Source organism: Citricoccus muralis (assembly GCF_003386075.1).
GTDB lineage: Bacteria > Actinomycetota > Actinomycetes > Actinomycetales > Micrococcaceae > Citricoccus > Citricoccus muralis.
On the sequence record NZ_QREH01000001.1, the window covers coordinates 1,337,421 to 1,362,210 of the forward strand.

The following is a 24,790-nucleotide window of genomic DNA, read 5'->3' on the forward strand; positions in this document are numbered from 1 at the left end:
CAATCGCCGGTCCACCCCCGACGGTCTCACGGAGCCCTCTCCGGACCGGCAGGGAAGGAAGGACCACCAGGACCGAGCACGACGAACGGCCCCGCACCTTTCTCGTCAGAGGTGCGGGGCCGTCGTCGTGGGGCTCAGGAGGCGGACTTGCGGCGCGTGCGCCGCTGGGACAACTCGTCACCGGGGAATTCCTCGGGGGTGCCGGCGTGCAACTGCTCGGACGGCAGCTCGGCCAGCGAGCCCTCGACCTCACGCCACACGCGGCCCACGGCAATGCCGAACACGCCCTGGCCGCCCTGGACCAGGTCGATGACCTCATCTGCGGACATGCATTCGTAGACCGAGGCGCCGTCGCTCATGAGGGTGATCTGGGCCAGGTCGTCTACACCGCGCTCACGCAGGTGCTCCACGGCCGAGCGGATCTGCTGCAGTGAGACCCCGGTGTCCAGCAGACGCTTGACGACCTTCAGTACGAGGATGTCCCGGAAGGAATAGAGCCGCTGGGTGCCAGATCCACTGGCACCTCGGACGGTGGGGACCACCAGGCCGGTGCGTGCCCAGTAGTCGAGCTGACGGTAGGTGATGCCGGCGGCCTTGCACGCGGTCGGGCCGCGGTAGCCGGCGCCCTCGTCAAGGACGGGTAGGTCTTCGGTGAACAGCATGCCCTGCGCAGGGGTGCGCGGGGGTGACTCGTGATGCGGATCCGGGGACTGCCCGGCCTCGCCCTTCGGACTCACTGGAACCCTCCTGGTCATGGATCCACACTGGGGAAGGAAGTGCCCGGCGGTCCGGATCGGCGATCGGTTCCGGGCATCGGCCCGGCACCAAACCACCAACCGGTGCGATGAGACCGATAGGCAATGTGGAACCTCTGAACATGACGCTATGCCCGGACGGGTCCACGGTCAAAGACCTCGTGCTTTCTTCCCCGTGCGTGTCGCCACGCCGCCGGTGATCAGGCACGGCTTGCCGGGCCTCCGGCCACCCCTGGCGACCTCACGAATCCGGGGCAGGCGCGGCGATCAGGACTGGCTGGAGCCGCCGTCGGCGAAGTCCTCTGGGTCCACGTTGTCCAGGAACTCCCGGAACCGGTTGAGTTCCGCATCCCGTTCCGCGGCGCCGGTGACCCCGGTGACGGCCTCATCCACCCCGTCGTCGGAGTCCTCGGAGTCCTCGTCTACGTCTTCGGCCTGCTCCGGGTCCATCCCGGCTGCCTCCAGCACCTCGGCCGCGCAGAGCACCGGCGCCTCCGCGCGCAGCGCGCAAGCAATGGCGTCCGACGCGCGGGCGTCCACTCGCGCGCCGTTGTCCAGGATCAGCTCGGCATGGAAGACGGCATCCTCGACCGATCCGATGCGCACCGACTCCAGTGCGGTGCCCGAGGCCGAGAGGACCTCGATCAACAGGTCGTGCGTCATGGGACGGGGCGGGGTGAGCCCCTGTTGCCACAGGGCGATGGCGCTGGCCTCCGGTGCCCCGATCCAGATCGGGACAAGGGTGCCCGTGCCGGGATCCTGGAGAAGGACCAGGGGCTGGTTCCCGGGCAGCTCAACCCGCACACCCAGCACCGTCATCTCGACATCCGGCAGGTTCATGCGTGCACCCTCACGTGTCCAGGTCGGCCACGGCTGCCGCCACGAGGGCACTGTGCAGCCCCAGGCAGGCCTCGCTGAGCTCCCGCGCTGCGTCGGCCATCCGGGCGTTGGCGGCGGCGTCCTTGCGGGTGGCCAGAGAGGCCGTGGCCCGTTCGATGAGGCCGAGTTCGCGGTCGGCTGCAGCCCGGAAGGGGCGAAGATGGCGCGGCTCCAGCCCATGGGCGGCCAGTACGACGGCGGACCGCGTCGCCTTGAGGGCGTGCTCGGAATAGCGCCCGTTCTCATCCGGCGACACCATTCCGAACTGCTCCAGGGAGGCCAGCAGCTGCGTGGTGGCCCCGGAGATCCCCTGCAACTCGGCCCGCGTGAGCGGGCGGGTGTGGCCAGCCAGCTCCTGCGCCAGCTGGTCGGACACCGAGCGCGGGGTCAAGGTGAGCCCGCCGGGCAGGGATTCGGGATGCTCACCGCGGTCCACGGCATCGAGGTAGTCCTTGATGACCTTCAGGGGGAGGTACTGGTCCCGCTGCAGGGCGAGGATGAAGCGCAACCGGTCCACGTCGGCGTCGGTGTACTTGCGGTACCCCGCGGAGGTGCGGCGGGGCGTGATGAGCCCCTTCTCCTCGAGGAAGCGGATCTTCGAGGCGCTGACCTGCGGGAAGTCACCCTTCAGCTCCGCCAGGACCTCACCGATGTTCATGACGGCGCGGTTGCCCCCGGTCGCGGCGGCGGATGCGGCGGAAAGGGGGCGGCGGGAAGCTGCTGCGCTCACGGATGTCCTCGGTCTTTGGTCGAAGTGGCGGTCGTCGTCAGGGCGGGCCGGTCCTCTCGGGCCGGTTGACTCAGACGGCGGGGCGCTGGGTGCCGGCGTAGAACGTGAGCCGGAACTTGCCGATCTGCACTTCCATGCCGGACCGCAGGGCCACGGAATCGACCCGGTCGTGGTTCACATAGGTCCCGTTCAAGGAGCCGGAGTCAACGATCACGAAGCCCTCGCCGGAGCGGCGGAACTCGGCGTGCTTCCGCGACACGGTGACGTCATCGAGGAAGATGTCGGCGTTGGGGTGACGGCCGGCCAAAGTCGAGTCCTGATCCAGGAGGAACCGCGCACCCTGGTTGGGCCCGGCGTGGGCCACCAGGAGTGCCGAGCCGACGGGCAGGGCGTTGATGGCCGCGCGGTCCTCTGCCTCGAGCGAGCGGTCCGGCGACGAGCCCAGATCGGGCAAGCCGATGCTGGTGGTCATCGCCTCCGGCTCGGTACCCGTGTTCCGGCCGTCCGGTTGCTGGGTCCCGTCCTGTGACATGGCTCCTCCGAGGATGTGTCCGACCGATCGCGGCGAACCCGATGGTCGTGGTGGCTTCGTGACCTGACTAGCCTACCTGCTGGCGGTAACCCTCCGCATCGAGCAGGCCTTCCACCTGTGCGGGATCCGAGACGGTCATCTCCAAGAGCCAGCCGTCTCCGTATGGATCGGAGTTCACCTTGGCCGGATCAGCGTCCAGAGCCTCATTGCGGGCGGTGACGGAACCGGAGACCGGCGCGAAGAGGTCGCTGACGGACTTGGTGGATTCCACCTCGCCGACCGTGGAGTCAGCGGTGATCTCCGCGCCCACTTCGGGAAGGTCGACGTAGACGACGTCACCGAGCGCGTCCTGGGCGAAATCGGTGATGCCGATGCGGACGACACCGTCGGCGTCCGGTCCGGAGACCCATTCGTGTTCGGCGCTGTAGCGAAGCCCCTCGGGGATATTGCTCATGGTTCCTCCAGATCACAGGTGTGAGGTCCGGCCCGTGCAGGCCTCGCGGTACACAGACGACACTACTGGCCTCCGTGGCGGGGTGCCAATGCCGCAGGACGCGGACTCCCGACGGCGGCCAGCACCTCGACGACCCGGCCCCGCTCCGGCGCGGACACCGGTTCCAGGATCCGCTCCTGAACCCGTTCCACGGCGGGCCAGAGCTCGTCGACGAGCGCCCGGCCCACCACGGTCAAAAAAACCAGGCGGGAGCGACGGTCGTCCGGGTCGGGGCGGCGCTCCGTCCAGCCCCGGGTCTCGAGTCGCCGCAGTACGTCAGAGGCACTGGACCGGTCGAGCGCGGCCAGTCCGGCCACAGCTCCCTGACCTGTGGGTCCGGACGTGGCCAGGACCAGCAGGACGGCGAACTGCGGGCCGGTGATGATGCCACCCAGCTCGTCGGCCCACAACACCGTGTGCCGCTGCTGGGCGAGCCGGATCAGATGGCCGGGGCGCAGGTCCTCCTCCATCTGGCGCCCCTCGTGGGGGCTGGCATCGCCGGCTGTTCCCGCCGCGTCGTGATGACCGGAGAGGTCCACCAGCCGGCGCCCGAGCCAGAGGCGATCGACTGCAGCCAGGGGTGCCATCAGCCGCTCCTGCACCGCGCGAACCGCTGGCGCCAATCCCTCCAGGGCCACCGCAGCGGGCACGGGCAGGGTGACGACATGTCGCCGCGCATCGGCGGGATCACGCTCCCTCCGCAACCACCCCTGCTCCTCCAGTCGGCGGATCACCCCGGCCACCGTGGTCCGGTCCAGCCCCGCGGCCCGGCCCACGGAGAGCTGGTCCAGGGGCCCCTCGGCTGCGGCCACGGTGAACAGCACCGAGTACTGCGGCGATGTCAGCAGTCCGCCCACGGCGTCCACCCAGAGCGCGTTGTGCACCTGGTGACACCGGCGCAGCTGATGCCCCACGAGGGTCCTCGAATCCATGCGGATCTCCCTTGATGTTCAGTACACGGATGAAGCGTTTCACCTATTCTACTGTGGTTCACATCACCAACGTGCGCTATGCTCGGACAGAATCGTGCAGTACACGGATGATCTGGCTGATGTTGGAGAAGGAGTCCCATGCAATACCACCTGGACGGCTACCGCTACGGAGATCCCACGATCGAGCCGGCAGCCCCCGGCCGCGATGAAGGGCAGGGCCCCCTGCCGGAGGAGGTCGATGTCCTGATCGTCGGCACCGGCCCGGCCGGCACCGTTCTGGCAGCGCAGCTGGCCGAGTTCCCGGAGATCACCACCCGTGTGGTGGAGCGCCGCCAGGGCCCGCTGCCCGTGGGGCAGGCCGATGGTGTCTCCTGCCGCACCGTGGAGATGTTCGACGCCTTCGGCCTGGCCACCGCGCTGTTGGACGAGGCCTACTGGGTCAACGAGACCACCTTCTGGTCCCCGTCCTCCCAGGATCGCGGGGGCATCACCCGCACCGGCCAGATCCAGGACGTCGCGGATGGGCTCAGCGAGTACCCGCACGTGATCGTCAACCAGGCCCGTATGCAGGAGATGCTCCTGGCCAAGGCGTCGAAGTCCGCTTCCCGGCTGGAGGTCGATTACGGATTCAAGGCCCTCGGTGTGGACATCCCGGAGGATCCCGAGGCGCGGGTGACCGTCACCCTGGAGGTGACCGACCAGGACGGCAAGGGCACCGGAACCACCCGCACCGTTCGGGCCCGCTACGTGGTGGGATGCGACGGTGCCCGTTCGGTCATCCGCACCTCGATCGGACGGTCCCTGCACGGCGACGCCCAGAACCACGCCTGGGGCGTCATGGACATCCTCCCGGTCACCGACTTCCCGGACGTCCGCAAGAAGGCCGTCATGCAGTCCGCGTCCGGCTCCCTGCTCCAGATCCCGCGCGAGGGCGGAAACCTGGTGCGCTACTACGTGGACCTCGGCGACCTTCCCGAGGGTGACCGCAGCGTCCGCGAGCGCACCACCTTCGAGGACATCCTCGCTGCCGCCCAGAGGGCACTGCACCCATACACGCTGGACGCCAAGGACGTGGCCTGGTGGAGCGTGTACGAGGTCGGTCAGCGGGTGACGGACGGGTTCGATGATGTGCCGGCAGAACGCGTCGGAGCCCTGGACCCACGGGTGTTCATCGCCGGGGACGCCTGTCACACGCACTCCGCCAAAGCGGGCCAGGGCATGAACGTGTCCATGCAGGACACGTACAACCTGGGCTGGAAGCTGGCCGCCGTGCTGCAGGGCCGTTCACCGAAGTCGTTGCTGGCCACCTACTCCGGTGAGCGTCAGAAGATCGCCCGGGAACTCATCGACTTCGACAAGCGCTGGTCCAAGATGATCGGTTCCAAGGTCTCCGACCCGAACGACCCGGAGTCCGGTGGCGTAGCCGCGAACGATGTCGAGGCCCACTTCGTGGCCGGCGGGAAGTTCACCGCGGGGCTGTCCACGGTGTATGAGCGCTCCCTCCTGACGGGGGGAACGGAGTATCAGGGTCTGGCCGCCGGGTTCGAGGTCGGGACCCGGTTCCACTCGGCTCCGGTCGTCCGCGTGGCGGATGCGAAACCGGAGCAGCTGGGCCACGTGCACGAGGCGGACGGCCGCTGGCGCCTGTACGCCTTCGGAGACACCGCGGCCGTCGGGTCCCAGGCCTCGGCCCTCAGCGCCCTGCTGGAGTTCCTGGAAACCTCCGAGCAGTCCCCGGTCCGCCGGTTCACCCCGTCCGGGGCCCCGGACGATGCCGTGTTCGATGTCCGGGCGATCCTCCAGCAGGAGCACCATTCCGTGGACCTGAACGCCCTGCCGCCCATCCTCCTCCCGGCCAAGGGCAAGTTCGGCCTGCGCGACTACGAGAAGGTCTTCTCCGCGGAGAAGACCAATGGTCACCTGCTCGGCACGGTGCCCGGCCTCCAGGCCACCCAGGACATCTACGACCTGCGGGGCATCGACCGTGAGCGGGGCGCCCTCGTGGTCGTCCGCCCGGACCAGTACGTGGCACAGGTCCTCCCGCTAGGAGCCCATACCGAGCTGGCGGACTTCTTTGCCGCGTTCATGATCGATCAGGGCCTCGAGCGGGGCTGAGCCTGACGGGGCGAGCCCGGGTGGACCTCCCGGTGGACAGGGGTTCTCAGTCCACCGGGTCCATCCCGGCCACGTAGGCCGCCTGGCCCACGTGCTGCAGGGCGTCGGCATAGACGCTGACCAGGCGCACCGCACGAGTGACCGGTGGGTCCCAGTGCCGGTCGATCACTTCGGCGAGGTCCGTCTCGGACAGGGTCCCGAGGTAGTCCAGGGACTGTTCGGTCACGGCCTCCAGGTACTCCCTCAGCACGTGCTTGTCCTGCACGACGACGGCCCGCGCCGTGTCCTCCGACTGGCCGTATCCGTGTTCTTGGGCCGGCACGTTCGGGCCGAATCGATCGGCCCATCCCTGGGCGGTCCACAGCTGTTCCTGCCCGCCCAAGTCGGCGAGCTGGGCGTCGATCTCACGGCCAGAGTGCCACAGCAGCCAGGCAATGGAGTTGGGGTGGCCGCCCGGGTGGGCGTTCACGTTGGAGGGGCCGATGCGGTCCCAGACCAGGTCCAGCTCATCGAGGGGGCGGCGGGCAAGTTCCTGTAACACGGCGATCGAGTTCATGGCCCCAGTGTGCACCCTTCGCCCGCGCCCTCTCCACCGTCCCAGTCAGCGGGCATCACCGCATCGGGGGACGGCCCAGCTGGTGTACTTTCGTGGCCTCGTGGGTACCGTGTCCCCATGAGTATCGACATACCCTCCGCTGAAGACTTCGCCGAACTCACGCAACACCGCCATCCCGCGAGCGTGACCGTGTATGTTGCCCCGTCCGGTTCGAGCGAGCGTCGATCGCCGATCGGCCGGAATCCAGAAGCAGCGCAGTTGTCCCTGCGCACGGCCGTGGGTGAGGGCGTCGCCCAGCTGGCTGCCGCCCAGGTCCCCGCCGAGGACCTGGACCGGATCACTGACGCCGTGGACCAGCTCGTGGACGACCGGGACTTCTGGTCCACCCAGGCCCGCTCCCTTGCCGTCTTCGTCTCACCGCAAGGGTTGCGGGCGTTCCGGCTCATGAACAACCTCCGCACCCATTCGGGTGTCGGCGACCGTTTCGACGCGGGGCCGTTGATCCGGGCGACCACCTTCGCTCACAGTGGGTTCGTGCTCGCTTTGACGAAGGGCTCGGTCCGCCTGCTGGTGCTGGAGTCGGACGCCTCCTGCCATGAAGTGGAACTGACCGGGCTGCCCGAGGACCTCGGCCTGGAGTTGCAGACGGCGGACAACGAGGGCCGGATGGACCGCCAGCGCGCGGACGGCGCCCTGCGGCCCAAGATCCAGCGCCGCGACTACTGCTCCACCGTGCAGGAGGCGGTTCTGCGCCAGATCAACGGCTCGAACCACCCGCTGGTGCTGGCGGCCAGCTCCGATCTCGAACCGGCCTACCGGGAGATCAACACCTACCGGCGCCTGGTCGACGAGGGCATCACGGCCAATCCGGCCTCCCTGAGTCTGGACGACCTCGCCCGCCGGGGACGCGAGGTCCTGGACCGCAACTATGCCGCCCAACTCGCCGACTGGAGGGAACAGTTCGGCACCCTCCGCGCCCATGGCCGGGCCAGTGCGAAGCTCCGCGAGATCGCCAAGGCCGCCACGGCCGGCCGGGTGGACGTCCTCCTGTTCGACCTCACGGCGGAACGCGAGGGCACGATCGATGAGTACGGCAACGTCACCCCCGCCGACGAGCCGAGCGCTCACACCTATGGACTGGCGGACGAGGTCGCGGCCCGCGTCCTGCGCACCGGCGGCACGGTCAGGGCGGTCCGCGGGGCGGATCTTCCCGACGGCGCCCGGATCGCCGCCACGTTCCGTTCGGCCTCCTGAGGACACGGGACCCGACGGTCCCCCAGCGCGTGGCGAGGCTCAGGTACTGTCCATCAAGCCGGCGTCGCGGGCCACGAGTGCTGCCTGAGTGCGCGACTGGACACCGAGCTTGGCCAGTACCCGGGAGACGTGGGTCTTCGCCGTGGCCTCGGAGATGCCCAGCTCGCGCGCCAGCTGACTGTTCGAGGCGCCCGCCCCCAGCTGGGTGAGGACATCGCGTTCCCGCACCGTGAGGCGTTCCAGCTGCGCAGTAGTCTGGCCATCCTCGGCCGGCCTGTTCCGGGCGCTGGCCGTGGCGAGTTCCCGGAACACGCGCCGGGTCACCTCCGGGGCCACCACCCCCTCCCCGGCGGCCACCCGGCGCACGGCGGCCACCAGTTCCGCGGCCTCGGCCGTCTTCAAGAGGAATCCTGCCGCGCCAGCACGGATCGCCGACAGGACGACCTCGTCCTCGTCGAAGGTCGTCAGGACCAGTACGGCGGCGGTGCCCTCGGAGACGATCTCCCGGGTGGCGGCCACGCCGTCCACCACCGGCATCCGGACATCCATCAGCACCACGTCCGGGCGCAGGGCCCGGACATTGACGACTGCCGCCGCACCATCGGAGGCCTCCCCCACCACCTCGATCCCCTCGGCCCGTTCGAGGAGGGCCTTCAGGCCGGAGCGCACAGTACCGTGGTCATCGGCCAGCACCACCCTGATGCTCATGCCGCGGGCTCCGAGGATTCCGCCGAATCCACGGGCACCTCGGCGCGGATCCGCCATCGGCCGTCGGCCCGCGTGATCTGCACCGTTCCGCCCACGGCCCCCAGCCGCTCACGCATGGAAGACAGGCCGATGCCGGGACCGGCATCACCGGTGGCCGATGGCTCGACGGGAAGAGCCGGCGTCGGGTTCTCGATGTCCAGGCGGACCATTGTGGGGAGGCCGGACAGGCGCAACCGGACGGCGCCGGTCCCATGTTTGGCGGCATTGGCGAGGCCTTCTTGGGCGAACCGCAGCAGCGCTTGGCCCACGTCGGGTCCGACCTCGACCGACTGCAGCTCGGCGGACACCTCCACCCCGGCGGCCTCGGTGCGTTCGAGCAAGCCGGGAAGGGCGTCCAGCCCGTCCCGCACCTGCAGGTCCAATGGTTCGCCGGGTTGGTGCAGCAATCCGATCATGGTGCGCATCTCGTCCAGGGCCGCCAGCGATGCACTCCGGGTGTGCTGCAGGGCGCGGCGGTCCAGCTCGGCATCCGGTGCACCGGACAGGGCTGCCGCCGAGTGCAGGGCGATGCCGGACAGGTGCGCGGACACGGTGTCGTGGAGTTCACGGGCCATGGCCGTGCGTTCGCGGAGGACCGCCTCGGCCCGGTCCCGTTCCGCCTCGCGCCGTGCGGCCTCGGCCCGTTCGCGTTCCCAGAGGGTGGCGGCACTGGCGCGGGCCGCCCGGTCGTCGCCATTGCGCACCTCGGCACCCCACCAGAACGGGATGGCGACGCCCGTGGTCAGGGTCAAGGCCACGGGCAGGGCATAGTCCTCGCTGTGCGGGAGGGCCGCCACCACGGCCCAGAGGGCGACGACTGCCATCCCGGTCAGCCCGATGGACCACCGGCGCTGGTGTGGTTCAGCGCGCCTGGCCAGGGTGTACGCGGTGTCCGCCCACGCGAGGAAGACCCCCACGTGCAGCCCCAGTGCCGCATCCGCGACGGCGGCCGCGGAGGCCAGGGCGAAGCCGGCCATCACGTGCCGGCGTTGGAGGACAATCGCCACGCAGGCCACCACCAGGGGCAGCATGTGCCACCCCTCGGATCCAGTCCAGGCCACGACGAGCGGCGGCGCCATGCCCCAGGTGGAACCGGATGCCAACAGGGCCAGCCCGACGGCGAGGTACACCAGAGGCGAGAGGGCGGCCAGTCGGGATCGGTTCACGGTCTCCATGCTAGACATCGCCGAGTGGGGACGAGTCATCCGAAAGGGGTACCTCCCCGATCAGTCCTTTGGCGGACGACAGCCCGGGCCGGCGCGGGAAGGCTGGACAGCATGGACTTCCTCGACGCACTCGCCGGCGGACCGCTGTTCGCCATCCTTGCCGTTCTCGCCCTGGTGGACAGCACCAGCTTCGGCACCCTGGCCATCCCCGTGTGGCTCCTGATGGCTCCGGGCAAGGTCAGGGTCGGACGGATGCTGCTCTACCTGGGGACGATCACCCTGTTCTACTTCGTCGTCGGACTCGCCGTGCTCCTGGGTGCGGGGTGGATCGTGGAGAACCTGGGACAACTGATGGAATCCAGGCTCGCCATGGCGTTCGGGATGATCCTGGGGGTGGGGCTGTTCCTCTGGAGTTTCCGCCTGGACTCCCCCGCCGCCAAGGAGCGGGCCCGGTCCGGCAACGGGCGTCTCGCGGCGTGGCGCCGGCGGGCCAGCGGGCAGGAACCGGGCGGGTTGGGCTCCCTGATGGGCCTCGCCCTCGGGGCTGGACTGGTAGAGGTCGTCTCCATGCTGCCGTACCTGGCCGCCATCGGGCTGATCGCAGCCCAGGGGCCGGGCTGGCCGGCGTCGCCGCTGTGGCTGGCCGGCTACTGCCTGGTGATGGTCCTGCCCGCGTTGGTGCTGCTCGCGGCGCGGTGCGGCGCCGGGCGGCTGGTCGAACGCCCACTGGCGCGGCTGGACGCCTGGTTCGCCCGCCATGGGGCAAGCACGGCCGCCTGGGTGGTGGGCGCCGTCGGCGTGGTGCTGGTGCTGAACACCGCACCTGCCGTGCTGTCAGCGCTGTAGGGTTTCTCCGGCCCTCCAGGGGTGGCAGCGTGTCAGTCGACGCCCTTCATGGCCTTGTGGATCGGCTTGGAGACCAACAGCATGAGAACGCCGATGCCGATGGTCACCGCACCGAGGACACCGAAGTAGGTGCCCTCGTTCTCAGCACTGTAGAACCCGGCCAGCGAACCAGCCAGAGCGGTGCCCAGCGCGACGGACAGGTTGTACAGGGCCACCATCATCACCGGGAAGTTCACCGGTGCGAGCTTGGTGGACAGGGACAGCCCCACTGGGGAGACCAGCAGTTCGCCCATGGTCGCGGCGAAGAGGATCAGCGCGATCCACAGCACCGGGACGGCCGCGGTGCTCACCATCGGCAGGAACAGCAGGAACGCCGAGCCCATCAGGGCGATGCCGAGGGCGAACTTCACCGGGGTGTTCGGCTGCCGCTTGCCCAGCCGGGTCCAGAGCCACGCGAACACGGGGGCGAAGAGGATGATGAAGACCGGGTTGATGGACTGCACCCACGGGATGGGCATCTCCCAGCCGAAGATATCGCGGTCGAGCCGGGTGTCGGAGTACAGGGTGATCACGGTGAACTGCTGCTGGAACAGCGCGAAGAAGGCGGCCGAGCCAATGAACAGCGGGATGAACGCGATCACGCGGGACCGCTCCACCCCGGTCACCTTTGAGGAGGCCAGAAGGTAGGCGAAGATGGCGACCGCGGCCGCGGCCGCGAGGATCACCACGACGTCGGCCAGGTTGCCGGCGTGGACCACACCGGTCCCGAGCAGCACGCCCACGACCACCAGGGCGACCGCGGCGATGACGATCCACTTGGGGTACTGGTTGCGCGGCAGCGGATCCGGTACGGCGTGCACGTCCTCGGGGAGGTCCTTCCGGCGGACCGAGTACTGGAGGAGGCCAATGCCCATGCCGAGCGCGGCGAGCCCGAAGCCGAGGTGGAAGCCCCAGCTCTGCTGGACCCAGCCGGTCACCAGCGGGCCGAAGAGCCCGCCGATGTTGACGCCCATGTAGAAGATCGAGAAGCCGGCGTCCCGGCGCGGGTCCTCGCGGGTGTAGAGGTGTCCCACGAGGTTGGCGACGTTGGCCTTGAGTCCGCCGGAGCCCACCGCCACCAGGAGCAGTCCGAGCACGAGTCCGGGGATGCCCGGCACGAGGGCGAGCACGATGTGGCCGGCCATGATGAGCAGCGCGCTGTAGAACATGGCGCGCTCGGAGCCGATCAACCGGTCCGCCACCCAGCCGCCGAGGATGCAGAAGACGTAGACCATGCCGCCGTAGGCGCCCACGATGCCTGTGGCGACGCCCTCGTCGATCCCCAGACCACCCTCGGTAGTCTGGAAGTACATGTAGATCAGCAGGATGCCCTGCATGCCGTAGAAGGAGAACCTCTCCCACATCTCGACGCTGAACAGGTTGGCCAGGGGGCCTGGCTGACCCAGGAAGGTCCGTCCCGAGGGGTTGCGGTCCACCGCGTTCGGCTCGGCGGTCCGGGTCTCGGTGACGTGCGTCAGGCCGGGGTCGCCGGTTTGGCCCAGCTCGTGGGGCTCATGGGAAGAGGGTTTTTTCACCCGTATACCGTGCTCCTGTTTGCCCGTCTTTGCAAATCCGGGCGCGTCCGGGCCGTTCCGGGCGTACGGTGGGGTCATCCTGCAGGTGCGCAAGGCGGGGCTTTTCGACCGGGCCGCCTGTCATGCTGACATTGCGAAAGGACCGTGATGACGCAGAACTTCTCCGTGGGCGACCACGTGAGCTGGAACTCCGAGGCCGGACAGGTCTCCGGGACGATCACCAAGGTGCATACTGCGGACTTCCAGTACAAGGGGCACACCCGCCGGGCCTCGAAGGACGATCCCCAGTACGAGATCCGTAGCGACAAGACCGACCATGTGGCCGCCCACAAGGGCGGGGCGCTGACACAGCTGACAAAGAACGACGGTTGAGCCGTTGGGCACGGCAGCCAGGCCCTTCTACACCGTCGGTCACTCCAATCGTCCCCTGGATGAGTTCCTGGACATCTTGGAGTCGGCCGGGATCGACCTCGTGGTGGACGTGCGCAAGCTGACGGGGTCCCGGCGGAATCCGCAGTTCAACGACGATGCCCTGGCAGACTCGCTGCCCGCAGCGGGCATCGGCTACCGGAAGCTGGAGGCCCTCGCAGGGAGACGGACGGTGTCCCACGAGACCCCCTTCGAGGTGAACGCCTTCTGGCAGAACCGCAGCTTCCACAATTACGCCGACCACGCGCTGACCGACGGCTTCCGTGACGGCCTGGACACGCTCCGCGCGTGGGGTACGGCGCAGACGGTCACCGTGATGTGTTCCGAAGCCGTGTGGTGGCGGTGTCACCGCCGCTTGATTGCGGACCACCTGCTCGCCCGCGGGGAACAAGTCCTGCACCTGATGGCACCGGAGAAGGTGACGCGGGCCGAGATGACGGCTGGCGCCGTCGTCGGCCCAGGAGAGGAGACCGTCACTTATCCGGCCCGGTGATCGGCGCCCTCACCGGACGCCGCCAGCGCGTATTCGACCGAGACGCGCCGGTAGACCGGCGTGAGAAACGCCAAGATGGCGGCCACCACCATGATGAGCCCGGCCAGGAGGAAGACCAGCGCGATACCGCGGGCTGTGCCCTCCCCGAGCAGTGGCGCCAGGACCGCGGCACCGGTCTCGCTGCGGGCATAGGGGATGATCCACACCTCGGCGAGCGGGGCCACCACCAGTGCCGTGACCGGGGCGGCGGACGCCTCGAATGCCAGGGCGAAACCGAACACCCGGCCCTGCCGCTCGAGCGGGACCACACGTTGGATGACGGTCTGCTCGGCTGCCTCCACCGCCGGGATCAGGCACATGTACAGCCAGATGCCCGCGACGTACAACCACCCCCATTCGCGCAGGGTGAAGGTCGCCCCGATCAGGCCCATGGCCATGACCACCACCAGCATGGTGCGCAGCGGATTGCGACCGAGGCCGAACCTTCCGATCACGGCACCACCGATGATGAATCCGGTGGAGGCCAGGGCGAAAAAGAGACCCCACGCCTCCACGCTGAACAGTTCGAGGCCGTAGGGGTCCATCAGGGCCATGTAGACGCCGCCGATGAAGTTGTTGAAGGTGCTGAACAGGATCAGGGCGAAGAGGCCGGACACGGCCATCACCGCACGCCAGGACCCGGCCAGGTCGAACCCGCCCTGGGCATCGGAGGCCACGGGGACGGCCTCCTCCGGAAGGCGCACCGTCAGCAGGTGCAGGTATGCCGCAGCCGTCAGCACCAGCGCGATGACCACGGTCGGCCCCATCCCGAGCATCCCGATGGACAATCCGGAGAGCACGGAGGTGACCATGAAGGCGATTCCCTGCACCATGCCGACCAGGCCGTTGGCGTTCGCCCGTCGGTCATCCTCGATCAGGATGGTGACCGTGGTGGACAGGGCGACATTGCGCAGGTTCTCCACCACGGCCCCGATGAGCACCAGCAGGGCGAAGCCCCAGAACCAGGGCCCGTCCAGCCGGGCGATCTCGTCGGCCGGAGCCAGCAGGAACACCGCGCCGGCAGCGAGGAACATCGCCAGGGTGAACAGGGCCGCCAGGCGCATCAGGTCGAGTTTGCGGTAGCGGTCCACCAACGTGCCGAAGCTGATGGAGGATCCGGCGAGCAGCAGCATGTAGACCCCGCCGGTCACGCCGGTGGCGATGACATTGCGGGTCTCAAGGTAGATCCAGAACGTCAGTCCGAACCACAGGTAGCTGGTGGTCAGGTTGGCCACTGCCGTGTTCGCGAGGATCAGGGCAAAGGTGCGCCAGCGTTCTCGGGCGGGGCGCGTGAGCTGATCCACCCGTAGAGCGTAGGCCCGGCCCGGACCGCAGCGGTAGGCGCGGGCGACGGCGGGCGTGGGGCTTTGGCGGGCGCCGGCACCCGCGACTGTGGATCAGGTCCGGGTGACGCGGACGACCACGTCCTGCAGGGTGACGGAGCGTTCCCCCGCCTCCACGGTGCGGGTGCTCTCGTAACCGCGCTCCACGGTCCAACCCGGCACCGAGAACAGCGTGGTGATGCCGGCCAGGGTGGCCGTGGACCCCTCCGGGTGCCCGGATCCGCCGTGACCGTCGTGACCGTCGTGACGGTCGTGCTGATTGTGCTCGTCGTGATCGTGGCGTCCGGAGTGTGGCGCGTGCAGGTGCCCCACGATCAGCAGGGTGCCGCCGGGCGCCACCCAGGAGGCGATGCGCTCGTAGAAGGCCAGCTGCCCGGAATCGGGGTGTGCGTAGTGGGTCACCACCAGGTCCCACGTCCGGCCCGGTTCCCACTGGGTCAGGTCCGCCTCCATCCAGGACACGCGACTGGCCATACCCTCGGCCTCGGCCCGGGCGGCCGCGGCGGTCAAGGCCGTCGCGGAGATGTCGGCGCCGGTCACCTGCCAGCCTCGGTGGGCGAGCCAGAGCGCCTCGGTCCCCGTCCCGCAGCCCGCGTCCAACGCGGTGGCCGGTGCCAGGTATCCGATCTCAGCCTCGAGATAGGGACTCACCGGCATCGGCTGACGGGCATCCTCCCCCGCCTCGGCGTCGGGCGTCCAATGCCGCTCCCAGTACTCCTGGTCGAAACGGTGCTGTTCTCGCGGATCGTCCTCTGTGTGCATGCCGCTACCCTTCGTGCCGTGGCGTGTTCGTGCCGTCGTCGTTGTCGTTGTCGTGTTCTCTCCAGACTCGCCGCCACCATCCCGAAATGCAAACTGTTGTGCCGGATGGCAAACTGGTGGGATGAACGAAACTCCTGAACAGACCCTGGACGCCGTCGGGCCACGCCTGAAGCAACTGCGACTGCGCCGCGACGTCACGCTCACCCAGTTGGCGGCCGAGACCCGGATCTCGGCCAGCACCCTCTCTCGGCTGGAGGCCGGACTGCGTCGGCCGACCCTGGAACAGCTGCTGCCCCTGGCCCGCTACTACGGCGTCACCATCGACTCCCTCGTGGACGCCCCGCGCACCGCGGACCCCCGGCTTGACCTTCGGCCGATGTCCTGCCCCGACGGGTCGGTGATCATCCCGCTCAGCCGCAGGCCCGGCGGAATCCAGGCGTACAAGTTCGTCCGCCCCACCGGCAGCGACGATCTCGTCCCCGATCCACGAACCCATGAAGGTCATGACTGGGTGTACATCCTCAATGGGACCCTGCGCCTGGTCCTCGGGGACCAAGACCTCCGCCTGAAGGCCGGGGAGGCTGCCGAATTCGACACCCGCACCCCGCACTGGTTCGGGGCCACCAGCTCCGGACCCGTCGAGTACCTCAGCCTCGTCGGCCGCCAGGGCGAACGCGCCCACATCCGGGCGGTCGTCCCGGCTGGAGACTGACGGCGCCTACCCGGCCCGCCGTGACCCAGTGGCCACCCTCACCACCTCCAGGCAAACTCACGCAAACCCAGCAAACCCAGGCAAGCGAAAAGCCCGGACCCCATCTGGGGTCCGGGCTTTCGCCGATCTCCTGAAAGATCACATGGTCGGGCTAGCGGGATTTGAACCCACGACCTCTTCACCCCCAGTGAAGCGCGCTACCAAGCTGCGCCATAGCCCGTGGAACTGATCCTCACCGGATCAATCCACCAGTCAACTGTACACCACCGTCAGCATGGTCCCGGACCAGCGGGACGGTGACGGCCGCGGCGATGCCGTCGGTCGTGACCGCAGCACGGATCAGCCGACCCTCACCACCATCTTGCCGGTGTTGCCCCCGCGCATCATGTCCACGAATGCGTCCACGGTGTGCTCGAGGCCTTCCACGACGGTCTCCTCAGCGGTGACGTCTCCGGCCGACAACCACCCCGTCATACGTTCCCGGAACTCCTCGGTGACCTCCGGATGCTCGGAGGCCACCTCGGCCACGATGAATCCCTGCATCCGCAGGCGCCGGGTGACCATGTTGCCCATGTTGTCCGGTCCGGCCGGGCGTTCAGTGGCGTTGTAGCTGGAGATCGCCCCGCACAGTGCCAGCCGGCCGAAGTCGTTCATGACCTCCAGGGCGGCCTCCAGATGGTCGCCGCCCACATTGTCGTAGAACACGTCCACACCCTCGTGCTCCAACGCCCGCACCAGTTGCTCGCGGATCGGCGCGTCCCGGTAGTTCAGCGCCACGTCAAAGCCGTACTTGTCCTTCAGCAGACTGACCTTCTCAGCGGACCCGGCGGACCCGATCAGGCGGGCGGCACCCAGTTGCCGGGCAATCTGGCCGACGGCGGTGCCCACCGCGCCCGCGGCGCCGGAGACGAACAGGCTGTCCCCCGGGCGCAGCTCGGCGACCCTCGTCAGCCCCACGTAGGCGGTCAGTCCGGGCATGCCCAGCAGGCCCAGGTACAACGAGAGGGGCAGGCCGTCGAGCTCCGGCACGGCTTGGAACGTGGAGGCGTCATCCTGAACCGCGTCGGTCCAGCCGTGCTGGTGCAGCACCGCGGTACCCTCGGGCAGGTCGTCCGCCGCGGACTGCACCACCCTGCCGACGGCACCACCGGTGATGGTCTCCCCCAGGCCGTAGGGCTTCACGTAGCTGCGGCCCGCATTCATCCGCCCACGCATGTAGGGATCAACCGAGATGAACTCGTTGGACACCCGCACCTGGCCGGGCTCCAGCTCGCCGTGGGCGACCTGGTCGATCGAGAAGTCCTCAGGCGTCGGCTTCCCCTCGGGGCGGGAGGTCAAGCGGATCTTGGAACTGGTGAACGGGGACATGCACACTCCTTCAGGTCGGTCGTCTCCTGGGACCGACCCTACGCCCCGTGCCTCAGCGCTTCCTGGTCCGCTTCTCGCGCACCCGCATGCCCAGCTCGATCGGGCTTCCCTCGAAACCGAACGTCTCACGCAGGCGCCGGATGATGAAGCGGCGGTAGCCGGGCTCCAGGAACCCAGTGGTGAACAGCACGATCCGCGGCGGCTGGGTGGAGGGCTGGGTGGCGAACAGGATGCGGGGCTGCTTGCCGCCACGCACGGGGTGCGGGTGAGCCGCCACGAGCTCACCGAGGAAGGCATTGAGCTTGCCCGTCGGGATACGGGTGTCCCAGGAGTCCAGCGCCGTGTCCAGGGCGGGCACGAGGCGGTCCTTGTGCCAGCCGGTCTTGGCCGACAGGTTGACGCGTGGCGCCCAGGCCACGTGGGCCAGGTCCCGGTCGATCTCCCGTTCCAGGTAGGTGCGGCGGTCCTCGTCCATGAGGTCCCACTTGTTGAACGCCAGGACCACGGCCCGGCCGGAGTCCAGCACGAGCTGCAGGATGCGCACGTCCTGTTCGGAGAGCACCTCCGAGGCCTCCAGCAGCACCACGGCCACCTCGGCCTTGTCGAGGGCAGACTGGGTCCGCAGCGAGGCGTAGTAGTCGGAGCCGTGGGCCATGTGCTGCCGGCGGCGGATGCCGGCGGTGTCCACGAAGCGCCACATGCGGCCGCCCAGCTCGACGAGCTCGTCCACCGGGTCACGCGTGGTCCCGGCGGTCTCGTCCACCACCACGCGGTCCGAACCGGCGAGCTGGTTCAGCAGCGAGGACTTGCCCACGTTCGGCCGGCCCAGCAGCGCCACTCGACGGGGGCCCCCGCGCGGGATGAGCCCACCGTAGGCGGTCACCTCGGGCAGGGCATCCATGGCAGCGTCCAGCAGGTCGCCGGTCCCCCGGCCGTGCACGGCGGAGACCGGGAACGGCTGGCCCAAGCCCAGGCCCCACAGCGAGGCCGCATCGGCCTCCTGGGAGATGTCGTCCACCTTGTTGGCCACGAGCAGCACGGGGCGGCCCTTGCGGCGCAACAGCTTGACAACGGCCTCGTCGGTGGAGGTGGCGCCCACCGTGGCGTCCACCACGAACAGGACGGCGTCGGCCACGTCCACAGCGCGTTCGGCCTGCTCGGCCACGCGCTGGTGGATGCCCTTGGCGTCATGCTCCCAACCGCCGGTGTCCACCACCGTGAAGGTCTTGCCGCCCCATTCGGACTCGTAGCTGACGCGGTCCCGGGTCACCCCGGGCACGTCCTCCACCACGGCCTCCCGGCGGCCGATGATGCGGTTGACGAGGGTGGACTTGCCCACGTTGGGGCGCCCGACGACGGCGAGCACCGGGGGTGCCGGCGCCTCCTCGGGCTCGGGGTCACCGTCCTCCCAGCCGCGCAGCAGTGCCGTGTCCTCCTCGTCGAGGTCGTAGTCCTCGAGCCCGGCTCGGAGGGCCTCGGCCCGCTGATGGGCCTCCTCGTCGGAGAGGGCGGCCAGCTTCTCCTCGATCTGGTCACTGCCGATCGGCTGGTACTCGGTGCCGTCGTCCGGCGTTGATGCTCCGGCGTCGCGTGACGCACTGTTCTCGGTGCTCATGCGCGGTCCCCTTCCGGGTTGGTCGTCTGTTGTGTTGTCCGGTTGGACTGTTGGCGGGTGATCTCGGCCAGCATGGCCTCGATGGTCGCCTCGAAATCGAGTTCGGTGGAGTCCACCAGGCCCACCCCGTCGGAGGGGGTCATGAAGTCCACCACGGTGGAGTCCTTGGCATCCCGGCCGGACACCTGCTCGGCCAGATCCTTCGCCTCCACGGTGCCTCCCAGCTGGGCGGCGCGGCGGGCCGTGCGTGCCTCGGCGGACGCGGTGAGCAGGATCCGCGCGTCGGCGTCGGGAGCCACCACGGTGGTGATGTCCCGCCCCTCGGCCACGATCTTGCGGTGCGCGTCGATCTCGGCGCGCTGACGGGCCACGAGCAGCTCGCGCACGGCACGGTTGGTGGCCACCACGGACACGACGGCGGAGATGCCGGGTTCGCGGATGGCCTCAGTGATGTCGTCGGTGCCCACCACCACTCGTTCGTGGTCCGGATCCACGGACAGGACCAGGTCCATGTCCTGGACCGCGGCGACGACCGCGTCAGGGTCGTCGAGGACGCCCTGATGGTGGCAGTGCCACGCGACGGCCCGGTACATGGCGCCGGTGTCAAGGTAGGCGGCATCGAGCCGGCGGGCGATGGCCCGGGAGACCGAGGACTTGCCGGAGCCGGAGGGCCCGTCCACGGCCACGACGAGGCGCTGGCTCGGGGGCCGGAGCCCGGTTGGGGTTGTCGTCTCGGTCATTCAGACCACCTTCCATCCCTGCGCAGTCAGCGCGTCCGTCAGATCCTGTTTGCGCCCGGGCAGCACGGAGATCTCCAGCATCCCCACCTCGTGGCCCGCGGAGTGGTCCATGCGCAGGTCCTCCACGTTGACGCCAGCCTCCCCCACATCCTGCAGGACGGCTGAGATCTGCCCCGGGGTGTCGTCCACAATCACGGTGACCACGGCGAAGGCCTGCGGCGGGGCGCCGTGCTTGCCCGGGATCCGGGCGTGGCCGGCGTTGCCCTCGGCGATCAGCTGGGCGATGTCCAGCCGGGCTCCAGGGGCCAGGGGCTCCTCCATGGTGGTGATCAGCCGGTCCAGGTCCTCGCGCACCCCGTAGAGGATCTGCAGGATGTCCGGCGCGTTGGCCGCCAGGATCTGAACCCACAGCTGCGGATCCGACGCCGCGATGCGGGTGGTGTCCCGCAGCCCGTTGCCGGATAGGGCCAGGGACTGGGCCGGGGTCTCCTGCAGCCGCGACGACACCAGTGAGGCGGCGATCTGCGGCAAGTGGGAGATCAGGGCCACCGAGGCGTCATGGTCCTCGGCGGACATCCGGTGCACGGTGGCCCCGAGCACCCGGGCGATCTCCTCCGCGGCGGACACGGCCTCCGGCGACGTGTCCCCCTTCGCGCAGACCACCCACGGGGCGGCGGTGAACAGGGCACCGCGGGCGGCCACCGGACCGGATCGCTCGCGCCCGGCCATGGGGTGGGTGCCGACGTACCGTGCGGCCTGCGCCGGCGTCAGAGTCCCGCCCACGACGGCGGCGTCCACCTCACGCCGGATCGCCCCCTTGACGGAGGCGATGTCCAGCACGACGGCACCCGGGAACCGCACGAGCGAATCGATGACGACCTGCCCGGCGACATCCGGTGGTGCAGCCACCACGACGACGCCAGGCGACGGGGCTGCCGTGAGGTCACCCGGGAAGGCCTGGCCGGCACCGATGTCCACGGCGACCGCCTGGGCCGACGGGGAGGGGTCGGAGAGGTAGGTGTCCGCTCCGGCGGACCGCAGGCCGAGGCCGATGGAGGTGCCCAGCAGCCCGGTTCCGCGGATCAGCACCGGTTCGGGGATACCCCGTGGCGCCATCACAGGTTCACGGCGGCCATGAGGTGGCCCTGTTCCTGGCGGCCCATCTGGCGGATGGTGCCCTGCTTCTGGTCGCCGAGGCTGATGGGGCCGAACTTCACCCGGACGAGGCGCTCGACCGGGTACCCGACCTCCTTGAACATGCGGCGCACGATCCGGTTCTTGCCGGAGTGCATGACGACCTCCACCAGCACGTGGCCCGGCGTGGAGTCCACCAGCTTGAACGAGTCCACCTGGGCGAAGCCGTCCTCGAGCTGCATGCCCTCCTTGAGCTGCGCGCCGACGCCCTTGGCCATCGGACCGTGGACCTGGACGAGGTAGGTCTTGGGGATCTCGAAGCTCGGGTGGGTCAGCCGGTTGGCCAGTTCACCGTCGTTGGTCAGCAACAGCAGGCCCTCGGTCTCGGTGTCCAGGCGGCCCACGTGGAAGAGGCGCGTGGAGTCGTACTTGCCCTTCTTGAGGTAGTCGGAGATGCACGGCCGGCCATCGGGGTCGTCCATGGTGGAGACGACGCCGCGGGGCTTGTTGAACGCGAAGTACCGCAGGGTGGTGTCCAGCTGCAGGCGGAGACCGTCCACGTGGATGACGGCCGTGTCCGGATCCACACGGATACCGGTCTCGGTGACGACCTTGCCGTCCACCTCCACACGTCCCTCGGCGATCAGGTCCTCACAGACCCGGCGGGAAGCCACACCGGCGGAGGCCATAACCTTCTGCAGGCGCACACCCTCGGGGGTGTGGACCGAGGAGAAGTTCTGCTCCCGCTGAGCACGGTTGGGGCGGGTGGGTTTCTTGGCCGCCCCGAGGTTGCGGTCGTACCCCTTCTTGGAGTCGTCGCGGAACGGTCCGCCCCTCTGCCCGGGTCCCGGGGTGCCCCAGGATTTGCGCGGCTGCCCCGGGGAGGACTGGCCCTTGCCGGGCTTGCCCTGCTGGGGCTTGCTCGGCTGAGGTTTGCTGCGGTAGCTGTTGTTCTTCTTTCCGGAGCCTCCCGGCTTGCGGTCATTCATCAGTGTTCTGTCCTCTTCGTTGTGTTCAATTGATCGGAGTGGTGTGCCGTCTTGCTGGACGGCGGTCAGGTGTTGAATTCAGTCTGGTCCATACCGGCCAGTTCCGACAGGCCGGGCAGGTGGTTCGAGAGCTTGGGCAGCTCCTGGAGGCTGCCCACCCCCAGCGTCTCCAGCAGGTAGCCCGTGGTCTCGTACAGCACCGCCCCGGAGTGCGGGTCGCTGCCGGCCTCCGCCACGAGGCCCCTGCTGACGAGGGTTCTCATGACCGAATCGGAGTTCACCCCGCGGATTCCCGCCACGCGGGATCGCGTGACCGGCTGCAGGTAGGCGACCACGGCCAGGGTCTCCAGGGCGGCCTGGGTCAACCGTGCCGTCTGGCCTTCGACGATGAACCGCTCCACCACCTCTGCATGGGCCGGACGGGAGTAGATGCGCCAGCCGCCGGCAAGTTCGCGCAACTCGAAGCCGCGCCGTGGGGAGCCAGACAGTCCATCATAGTCGCTGGCGAGGGCTGAGAGCACATCGGCCACCTGCCGGGCGTCTGCACCGGTCGCCTCGGCCAGTTGAGCCACGGTGACGGGCTCGTCCACGACCATCAGCACGGCCTCGAGTTGTCCGCGCACATCCTCGAGCTCGCTCATGACCACTCCTCGTCGTCATCGGGACCGGGTTCCGGCCTCTCGTCGGGGGCATCCGGGTCCCACCGGACCACCAGTTCCCCCAACGGGACCTCCTGGTCGAAGGTGATGGCGCGATCCCGGAACATCTCCAACAGCGCGAGGAAACGGGCGACGATCACGAGGGTGGAGCCGGCGTCGGACACCAACTCGCGGAAGGCGAGCCGGCCGGCCTCGCGTAACCGGGCGGCCAGCAGGCCTGTCTGTTCGCGGACCGAGACGGCTGGGGCGTGCAGGTGCTCCAGGCTCACCTGTTCCGCCGGCTTCGGGGTCCGGGCGAGGACGTCCTCGGCCAGCGCGCCGAATTGCTCGGGGCTCAGCGTCCACACCAACTCCGGCAGCAGGGACGCGAAACGTGGATCCAGCGTGGCCTGGCGCGGGAAGCGACGGGCCTCGGCCCGCATCTTCTCGCTCAGGAGCGTGGAGATGTCGCGGAAGGCCTTGTACTGCAGCAGTCGGGCGAACAGCAGGTCTCGGGCCTCGAGCAGGGCCACGTCCTCCTCCGCGTCCGTGGTGCCGGCAGGAAGCAGCCGAGCCGTCTTCAGGTCGAGCAGGGTGGCCGCGACCACGAGGAAGGCGCTGGAGGCATCCAAGGCGGCCAGGTCCGGCCGGCCTCGTTGCCCTTCGGCCCGGCCGGGATCCAGCTCGGGGTCCAGCCCGGCACCGGCGTCATGCCGGAGGGTCCTCACGTAGGCGATGAACTCGTCCGTCACCTCGGCCAGCGCCACCTCGGTGATGTCCATCTGCCGGCGGGCGATGAGGGAGAGCAGCAGGTCAAAGGGTCCGGCGAAGTTGGTCAGGGTGACGGAGAACCCGGAGGGGACACCGTCCTCGGCGTCCAGGTTCTCGGACAGGCCGCCGGCCAGGTTCCTGGCGACGTCCGGGGCGGCTGCCCCGGCGCCTGGGGTCACGGCGCCCCGCCGCGCCAGATCAGTTCGCGGGCCAGTGTGCGGTAGGCCTTGGCGCCCTCATGGTTCTGGGCGAACGTGGTCATGGGTTCGGCGGCCACGGTGGCATCGGCGAACTTGATGGAGCGTTTGATCACGGTCTCGAAGACCCGGTCACCGAAGGCCTCGACGAGGCGGCTGACGACCTCTTTCGAGTGGAGGGTCCGGGCATCGAACATGGTGGCCAGCACGCCGTCGATCTCGAGGTCCGGGTTGATGCGGTCCTGGATCTTCTCGATCGTCTCCACGAGCAGCGCCACGGCGCGCAGGGCGAAGAACTCGGCGGTCAGCGGGATGATCACGCCGTGGGAGGCGGTCAGGGCGTTGACGGTCAGCAGGCCCAGGGACGGCTGGCAGTCCACGAGGATGACGTCATAGTCGTCTCGGACCTGGCGCAGGGACCGTTCCAGGACCTGTTCCCGGGCCACCTCGTTCACGAGCTGGACCTCCGCCGCCGAGAGATCGATGTTGGCCGGCAGGAGGTCGATGCCCTCGAACTCGGTCTCCACGATGGCATCCCGGGCGGTGACGGACCGTTCCATCATGACGTTGTACACGGTGGTGTCGAGTTCATGAGGGCTGACCCCGAGGCCGGCGGAGAGGGCTCCCTGGGGGTCGAAGTCGACCATGAGCACTCGCCGGCCGTAGCTGGCCAAAGCGGCACCGAGGTTGATGGTGGAGGTCGTCTTGCCGACCCCGCCCTTCTGGTTGACCATGGAGATCACGCGCGCTGGACCGTGGGTTTCCAACTGCACCGGCTCCGGGAATTCATGCTTGGGCCGTCCCGTGGGTCCGATGACCGGGTCACCGGTGATCATGAGGACTGGCGTGGGCTCTTCCTGGTTCACGATGCTGCCGTCTCCTGCCGTAGGTCCATGTGTCCGCCGTGCTGTGAGGTCGCCCACGCTGAACAACGTAAGCTGCTGCGGCATGGATACACCCTAGTCCGGATCGGCGTCCGCC

General features: G+C 69.0%; 26 protein-coding genes and 1 tRNA gene. 6 read left to right on the forward strand and 21 right to left on the reverse strand.

Features of this window, described 5'->3' with window-relative positions:
- Nucleotides 1-134: 134 nt before the first annotated feature.
- The 6 genes from C8E99_RS05890 to C8E99_RS05915 form a co-directional block, all read right to left on the reverse strand.
- Entirely contained in the window at nt 135-737 is a 603-nt protein-coding gene (locus C8E99_RS05890) for a MerR family transcriptional regulator (RefSeq protein WP_115931506.1), read from the reverse strand.
- Nucleotides 738-1,022: 285 nt separating this feature from the next.
- Nucleotides 1,023-1,595, reverse strand: a complete 573-nt coding sequence (locus C8E99_RS05895) for a bifunctional nuclease family protein (RefSeq protein WP_115931507.1) — start codon at nt 1,593-1,595, stop codon at nt 1,023-1,025.
- A 10-nt stretch (nt 1,596-1,605) separates the two neighbouring features.
- A complete protein-coding gene (ftsR, locus tag C8E99_RS05900; RefSeq protein ID WP_115933261.1) occupies nt 1,606-2,292 on the reverse strand; it encodes a transcriptional regulator FtsR in 687 nt (228 codons plus the stop codon).
- A 142-nt stretch (nt 2,293-2,434) separates the two neighbouring features.
- A complete protein-coding gene (locus C8E99_RS05905) occupies nt 2,435-2,896 on the reverse strand; it encodes an FHA domain-containing protein (RefSeq protein ID WP_115931508.1) in 462 nt (153 codons plus the stop codon).
- 67 nt (nt 2,897-2,963) lie between these two features.
- Complete coding sequence (gene gcvH / locus C8E99_RS05910) at nt 2,964-3,350, reverse strand: glycine cleavage system protein GcvH (RefSeq protein WP_115931509.1); 387 nt, start codon at nt 3,348-3,350, stop codon at nt 2,964-2,966.
- 62 nt (nt 3,351-3,412) lie between these two features.
- Nucleotides 3,413-4,321 carry a MarR family winged helix-turn-helix transcriptional regulator gene (locus tag C8E99_RS05915; RefSeq protein WP_115931510.1) on the reverse strand — a complete coding sequence of 303 codons (909 nt, stop codon included), beginning with the start codon at nt 4,319-4,321 and terminating at the stop codon, nt 3,413-3,415.
- A 138-nt stretch (nt 4,322-4,459) separates the two neighbouring features.
- Between C8E99_RS05915 and C8E99_RS05920 the strand changes: the two genes are divergently transcribed.
- Nucleotides 4,460-6,436, forward strand: coding sequence for an FAD-dependent monooxygenase (locus C8E99_RS05920; RefSeq protein ID WP_115931511.1), 1,977 nt, complete (start codon nt 4,460-4,462; stop codon nt 6,434-6,436).
- 46 nt (nt 6,437-6,482) lie between these two features.
- On the opposite strand, the gene C8E99_RS05925 is transcribed toward C8E99_RS05920, so the two are convergent.
- Nucleotides 6,483-6,992 carry a mycothiol transferase gene (locus C8E99_RS05925; protein WP_115931512.1) on the reverse strand — a complete coding sequence of 170 codons (510 nt, stop codon included), beginning with the start codon at nt 6,990-6,992 and terminating at the stop codon, nt 6,483-6,485.
- 117 nt (nt 6,993-7,109) lie between these two features.
- On the opposite strand from C8E99_RS05925, the gene C8E99_RS05930 reads away from it, so the two are divergent.
- Nucleotides 7,110-8,246: a baeRF11 domain-containing protein gene (locus tag C8E99_RS05930; RefSeq protein ID WP_245952110.1), complete on the forward strand. Its 1,137-nt coding sequence runs from the start codon at nt 7,110-7,112 to the stop codon at nt 8,244-8,246.
- Nucleotides 8,247-8,285: 39 nt separating this feature from the next.
- Here C8E99_RS05930 and C8E99_RS05935 read toward each other — a convergent pair whose 3' ends face one another.
- A complete protein-coding gene (locus C8E99_RS05935; protein WP_115931514.1) occupies nt 8,286-8,954 on the reverse strand; it encodes a response regulator in 669 nt (222 codons plus the stop codon).
- Nucleotides 8,951-10,159 (reverse strand): sensor histidine kinase, encoded by a 1,209-nt coding sequence (locus tag C8E99_RS05940; protein WP_170144534.1) that lies wholly within the window; start codon nt 10,157-10,159, stop codon nt 8,951-8,953. Before C8E99_RS05940 ends, C8E99_RS05935 begins: the two co-directional genes overlap by 4 nt.
- Nucleotides 10,160-10,270: 111 nt before the next feature.
- Between C8E99_RS05940 and C8E99_RS05945 the strand changes: the two genes are divergently transcribed.
- Nucleotides 10,271-11,005, forward strand: coding sequence for a GAP family protein (locus tag C8E99_RS05945; protein WP_115931516.1), 735 nt, complete (start codon nt 10,271-10,273; stop codon nt 11,003-11,005).
- A 32-nt stretch (nt 11,006-11,037) separates the two neighbouring features.
- Here the strand turns inward: C8E99_RS05945 and C8E99_RS05950 are convergent, their stop codons facing one another.
- A complete protein-coding gene (locus C8E99_RS05950; protein WP_425452918.1) occupies nt 11,038-12,522 on the reverse strand; it encodes a peptide MFS transporter in 1,485 nt (494 codons plus the stop codon).
- A gap of 204 nt (nt 12,523-12,726) precedes the next feature.
- On the opposite strand from C8E99_RS05950, the gene C8E99_RS05955 reads away from it, so the two are divergent.
- On the forward strand, nt 12,727-12,951 hold the full coding sequence (locus tag C8E99_RS05955; protein WP_115931518.1) for a hypervirulence associated TUDOR domain-containing protein: 225 nt from the start codon (nt 12,727-12,729) through the stop codon (nt 12,949-12,951).
- 4 nt (nt 12,952-12,955) lie between these two features.
- Complete coding sequence (locus C8E99_RS05960; protein ID WP_115931519.1) at nt 12,956-13,501, forward strand: DUF488 domain-containing protein; 546 nt, start codon at nt 12,956-12,958, stop codon at nt 13,499-13,501.
- On the opposite strand, the gene C8E99_RS05965 is transcribed toward C8E99_RS05960, so the two are convergent.
- Nucleotides 13,486-14,844, reverse strand: a complete 1,359-nt coding sequence (locus tag C8E99_RS05965; RefSeq protein WP_115931520.1) for an MFS transporter — start codon at nt 14,842-14,844, stop codon at nt 13,486-13,488. The genes C8E99_RS05960 and C8E99_RS05965 overlap by 16 nt on opposite strands.
- 93 nt (nt 14,845-14,937) lie before the next feature.
- The gene (locus C8E99_RS05970) at nt 14,938-15,645 is read right to left on the reverse strand and encodes a class I SAM-dependent methyltransferase (protein ID WP_115931521.1); all 708 of its coding nucleotides are present in this window, start codon (nt 15,643-15,645) and stop codon (nt 14,938-14,940) included.
- A 121-nt stretch (nt 15,646-15,766) separates the two neighbouring features.
- Between C8E99_RS05970 and C8E99_RS05975 the strand changes: the two genes are divergently transcribed.
- Nucleotides 15,767-16,357: a helix-turn-helix domain-containing protein gene (locus tag C8E99_RS05975; protein WP_115931522.1), complete on the forward strand. Its 591-nt coding sequence runs from the start codon at nt 15,767-15,769 to the stop codon at nt 16,355-16,357.
- 143 nt (nt 16,358-16,500) lie between these two features.
- Here the strand turns inward: C8E99_RS05975 and C8E99_RS05980 are convergent.
- The 9 genes from C8E99_RS05980 to C8E99_RS06020 form a co-directional block, all read right to left on the reverse strand.
- Nucleotides 16,501-16,577 (reverse strand) — tRNA-Pro (locus C8E99_RS05980).
- Nucleotides 16,578-16,696: 119 nt separating this feature from the next.
- Nucleotides 16,697-17,725 (reverse strand): NADP-dependent oxidoreductase, encoded by a 1,029-nt coding sequence (locus C8E99_RS05985; protein ID WP_115931523.1) that lies wholly within the window; start codon nt 17,723-17,725, stop codon nt 16,697-16,699.
- Between the two features lie 52 nt (nt 17,726-17,777).
- A complete protein-coding gene (gene der, locus C8E99_RS05990) occupies nt 17,778-19,340 on the reverse strand; it encodes a ribosome biogenesis GTPase Der (RefSeq protein ID WP_115931524.1) in 1,563 nt (520 codons plus the stop codon).
- Entirely contained in the window at nt 19,337-20,080 is a 744-nt protein-coding gene (gene cmk / locus C8E99_RS05995) for a (d)CMP kinase (protein WP_115931525.1), read from the reverse strand. Before cmk ends, der begins: the two co-directional genes overlap by 4 nt.
- Complete coding sequence (locus tag C8E99_RS06000; RefSeq protein WP_115931526.1) at nt 20,081-21,196, reverse strand: prephenate dehydrogenase; 1,116 nt, start codon at nt 21,194-21,196, stop codon at nt 20,081-20,083. It abuts the gene before it with no gap.
- The gene (locus C8E99_RS06005; RefSeq protein ID WP_115931527.1) at nt 21,196-22,203 is read right to left on the reverse strand and encodes a pseudouridine synthase; all 1,008 of its coding nucleotides are present in this window, start codon (nt 22,201-22,203) and stop codon (nt 21,196-21,198) included. Before C8E99_RS06005 ends, C8E99_RS06000 begins: the two co-directional genes overlap by 1 nt.
- Nucleotides 22,204-22,268: 65 nt before the next feature.
- Nucleotides 22,269-22,844 carry an SMC-Scp complex subunit ScpB gene (scpB, locus tag C8E99_RS06010; protein ID WP_115931528.1) on the reverse strand — a complete coding sequence of 192 codons (576 nt, stop codon included), beginning with the start codon at nt 22,842-22,844 and terminating at the stop codon, nt 22,269-22,271.
- Nucleotides 22,841-23,746, reverse strand: a complete 906-nt coding sequence (locus C8E99_RS06015) for a segregation and condensation protein A (RefSeq protein WP_245952448.1) — start codon at nt 23,744-23,746, stop codon at nt 22,841-22,843. Before C8E99_RS06015 ends, scpB begins: the two co-directional genes overlap by 4 nt.
- Nucleotides 23,747-23,787: 41 nt before the next feature.
- A complete protein-coding gene (locus C8E99_RS06020; protein WP_115933263.1) occupies nt 23,788-24,645 on the reverse strand; it encodes a ParA family protein in 858 nt (285 codons plus the stop codon).
- Nucleotides 24,646-24,790 lie beyond the last annotated feature (145 nt).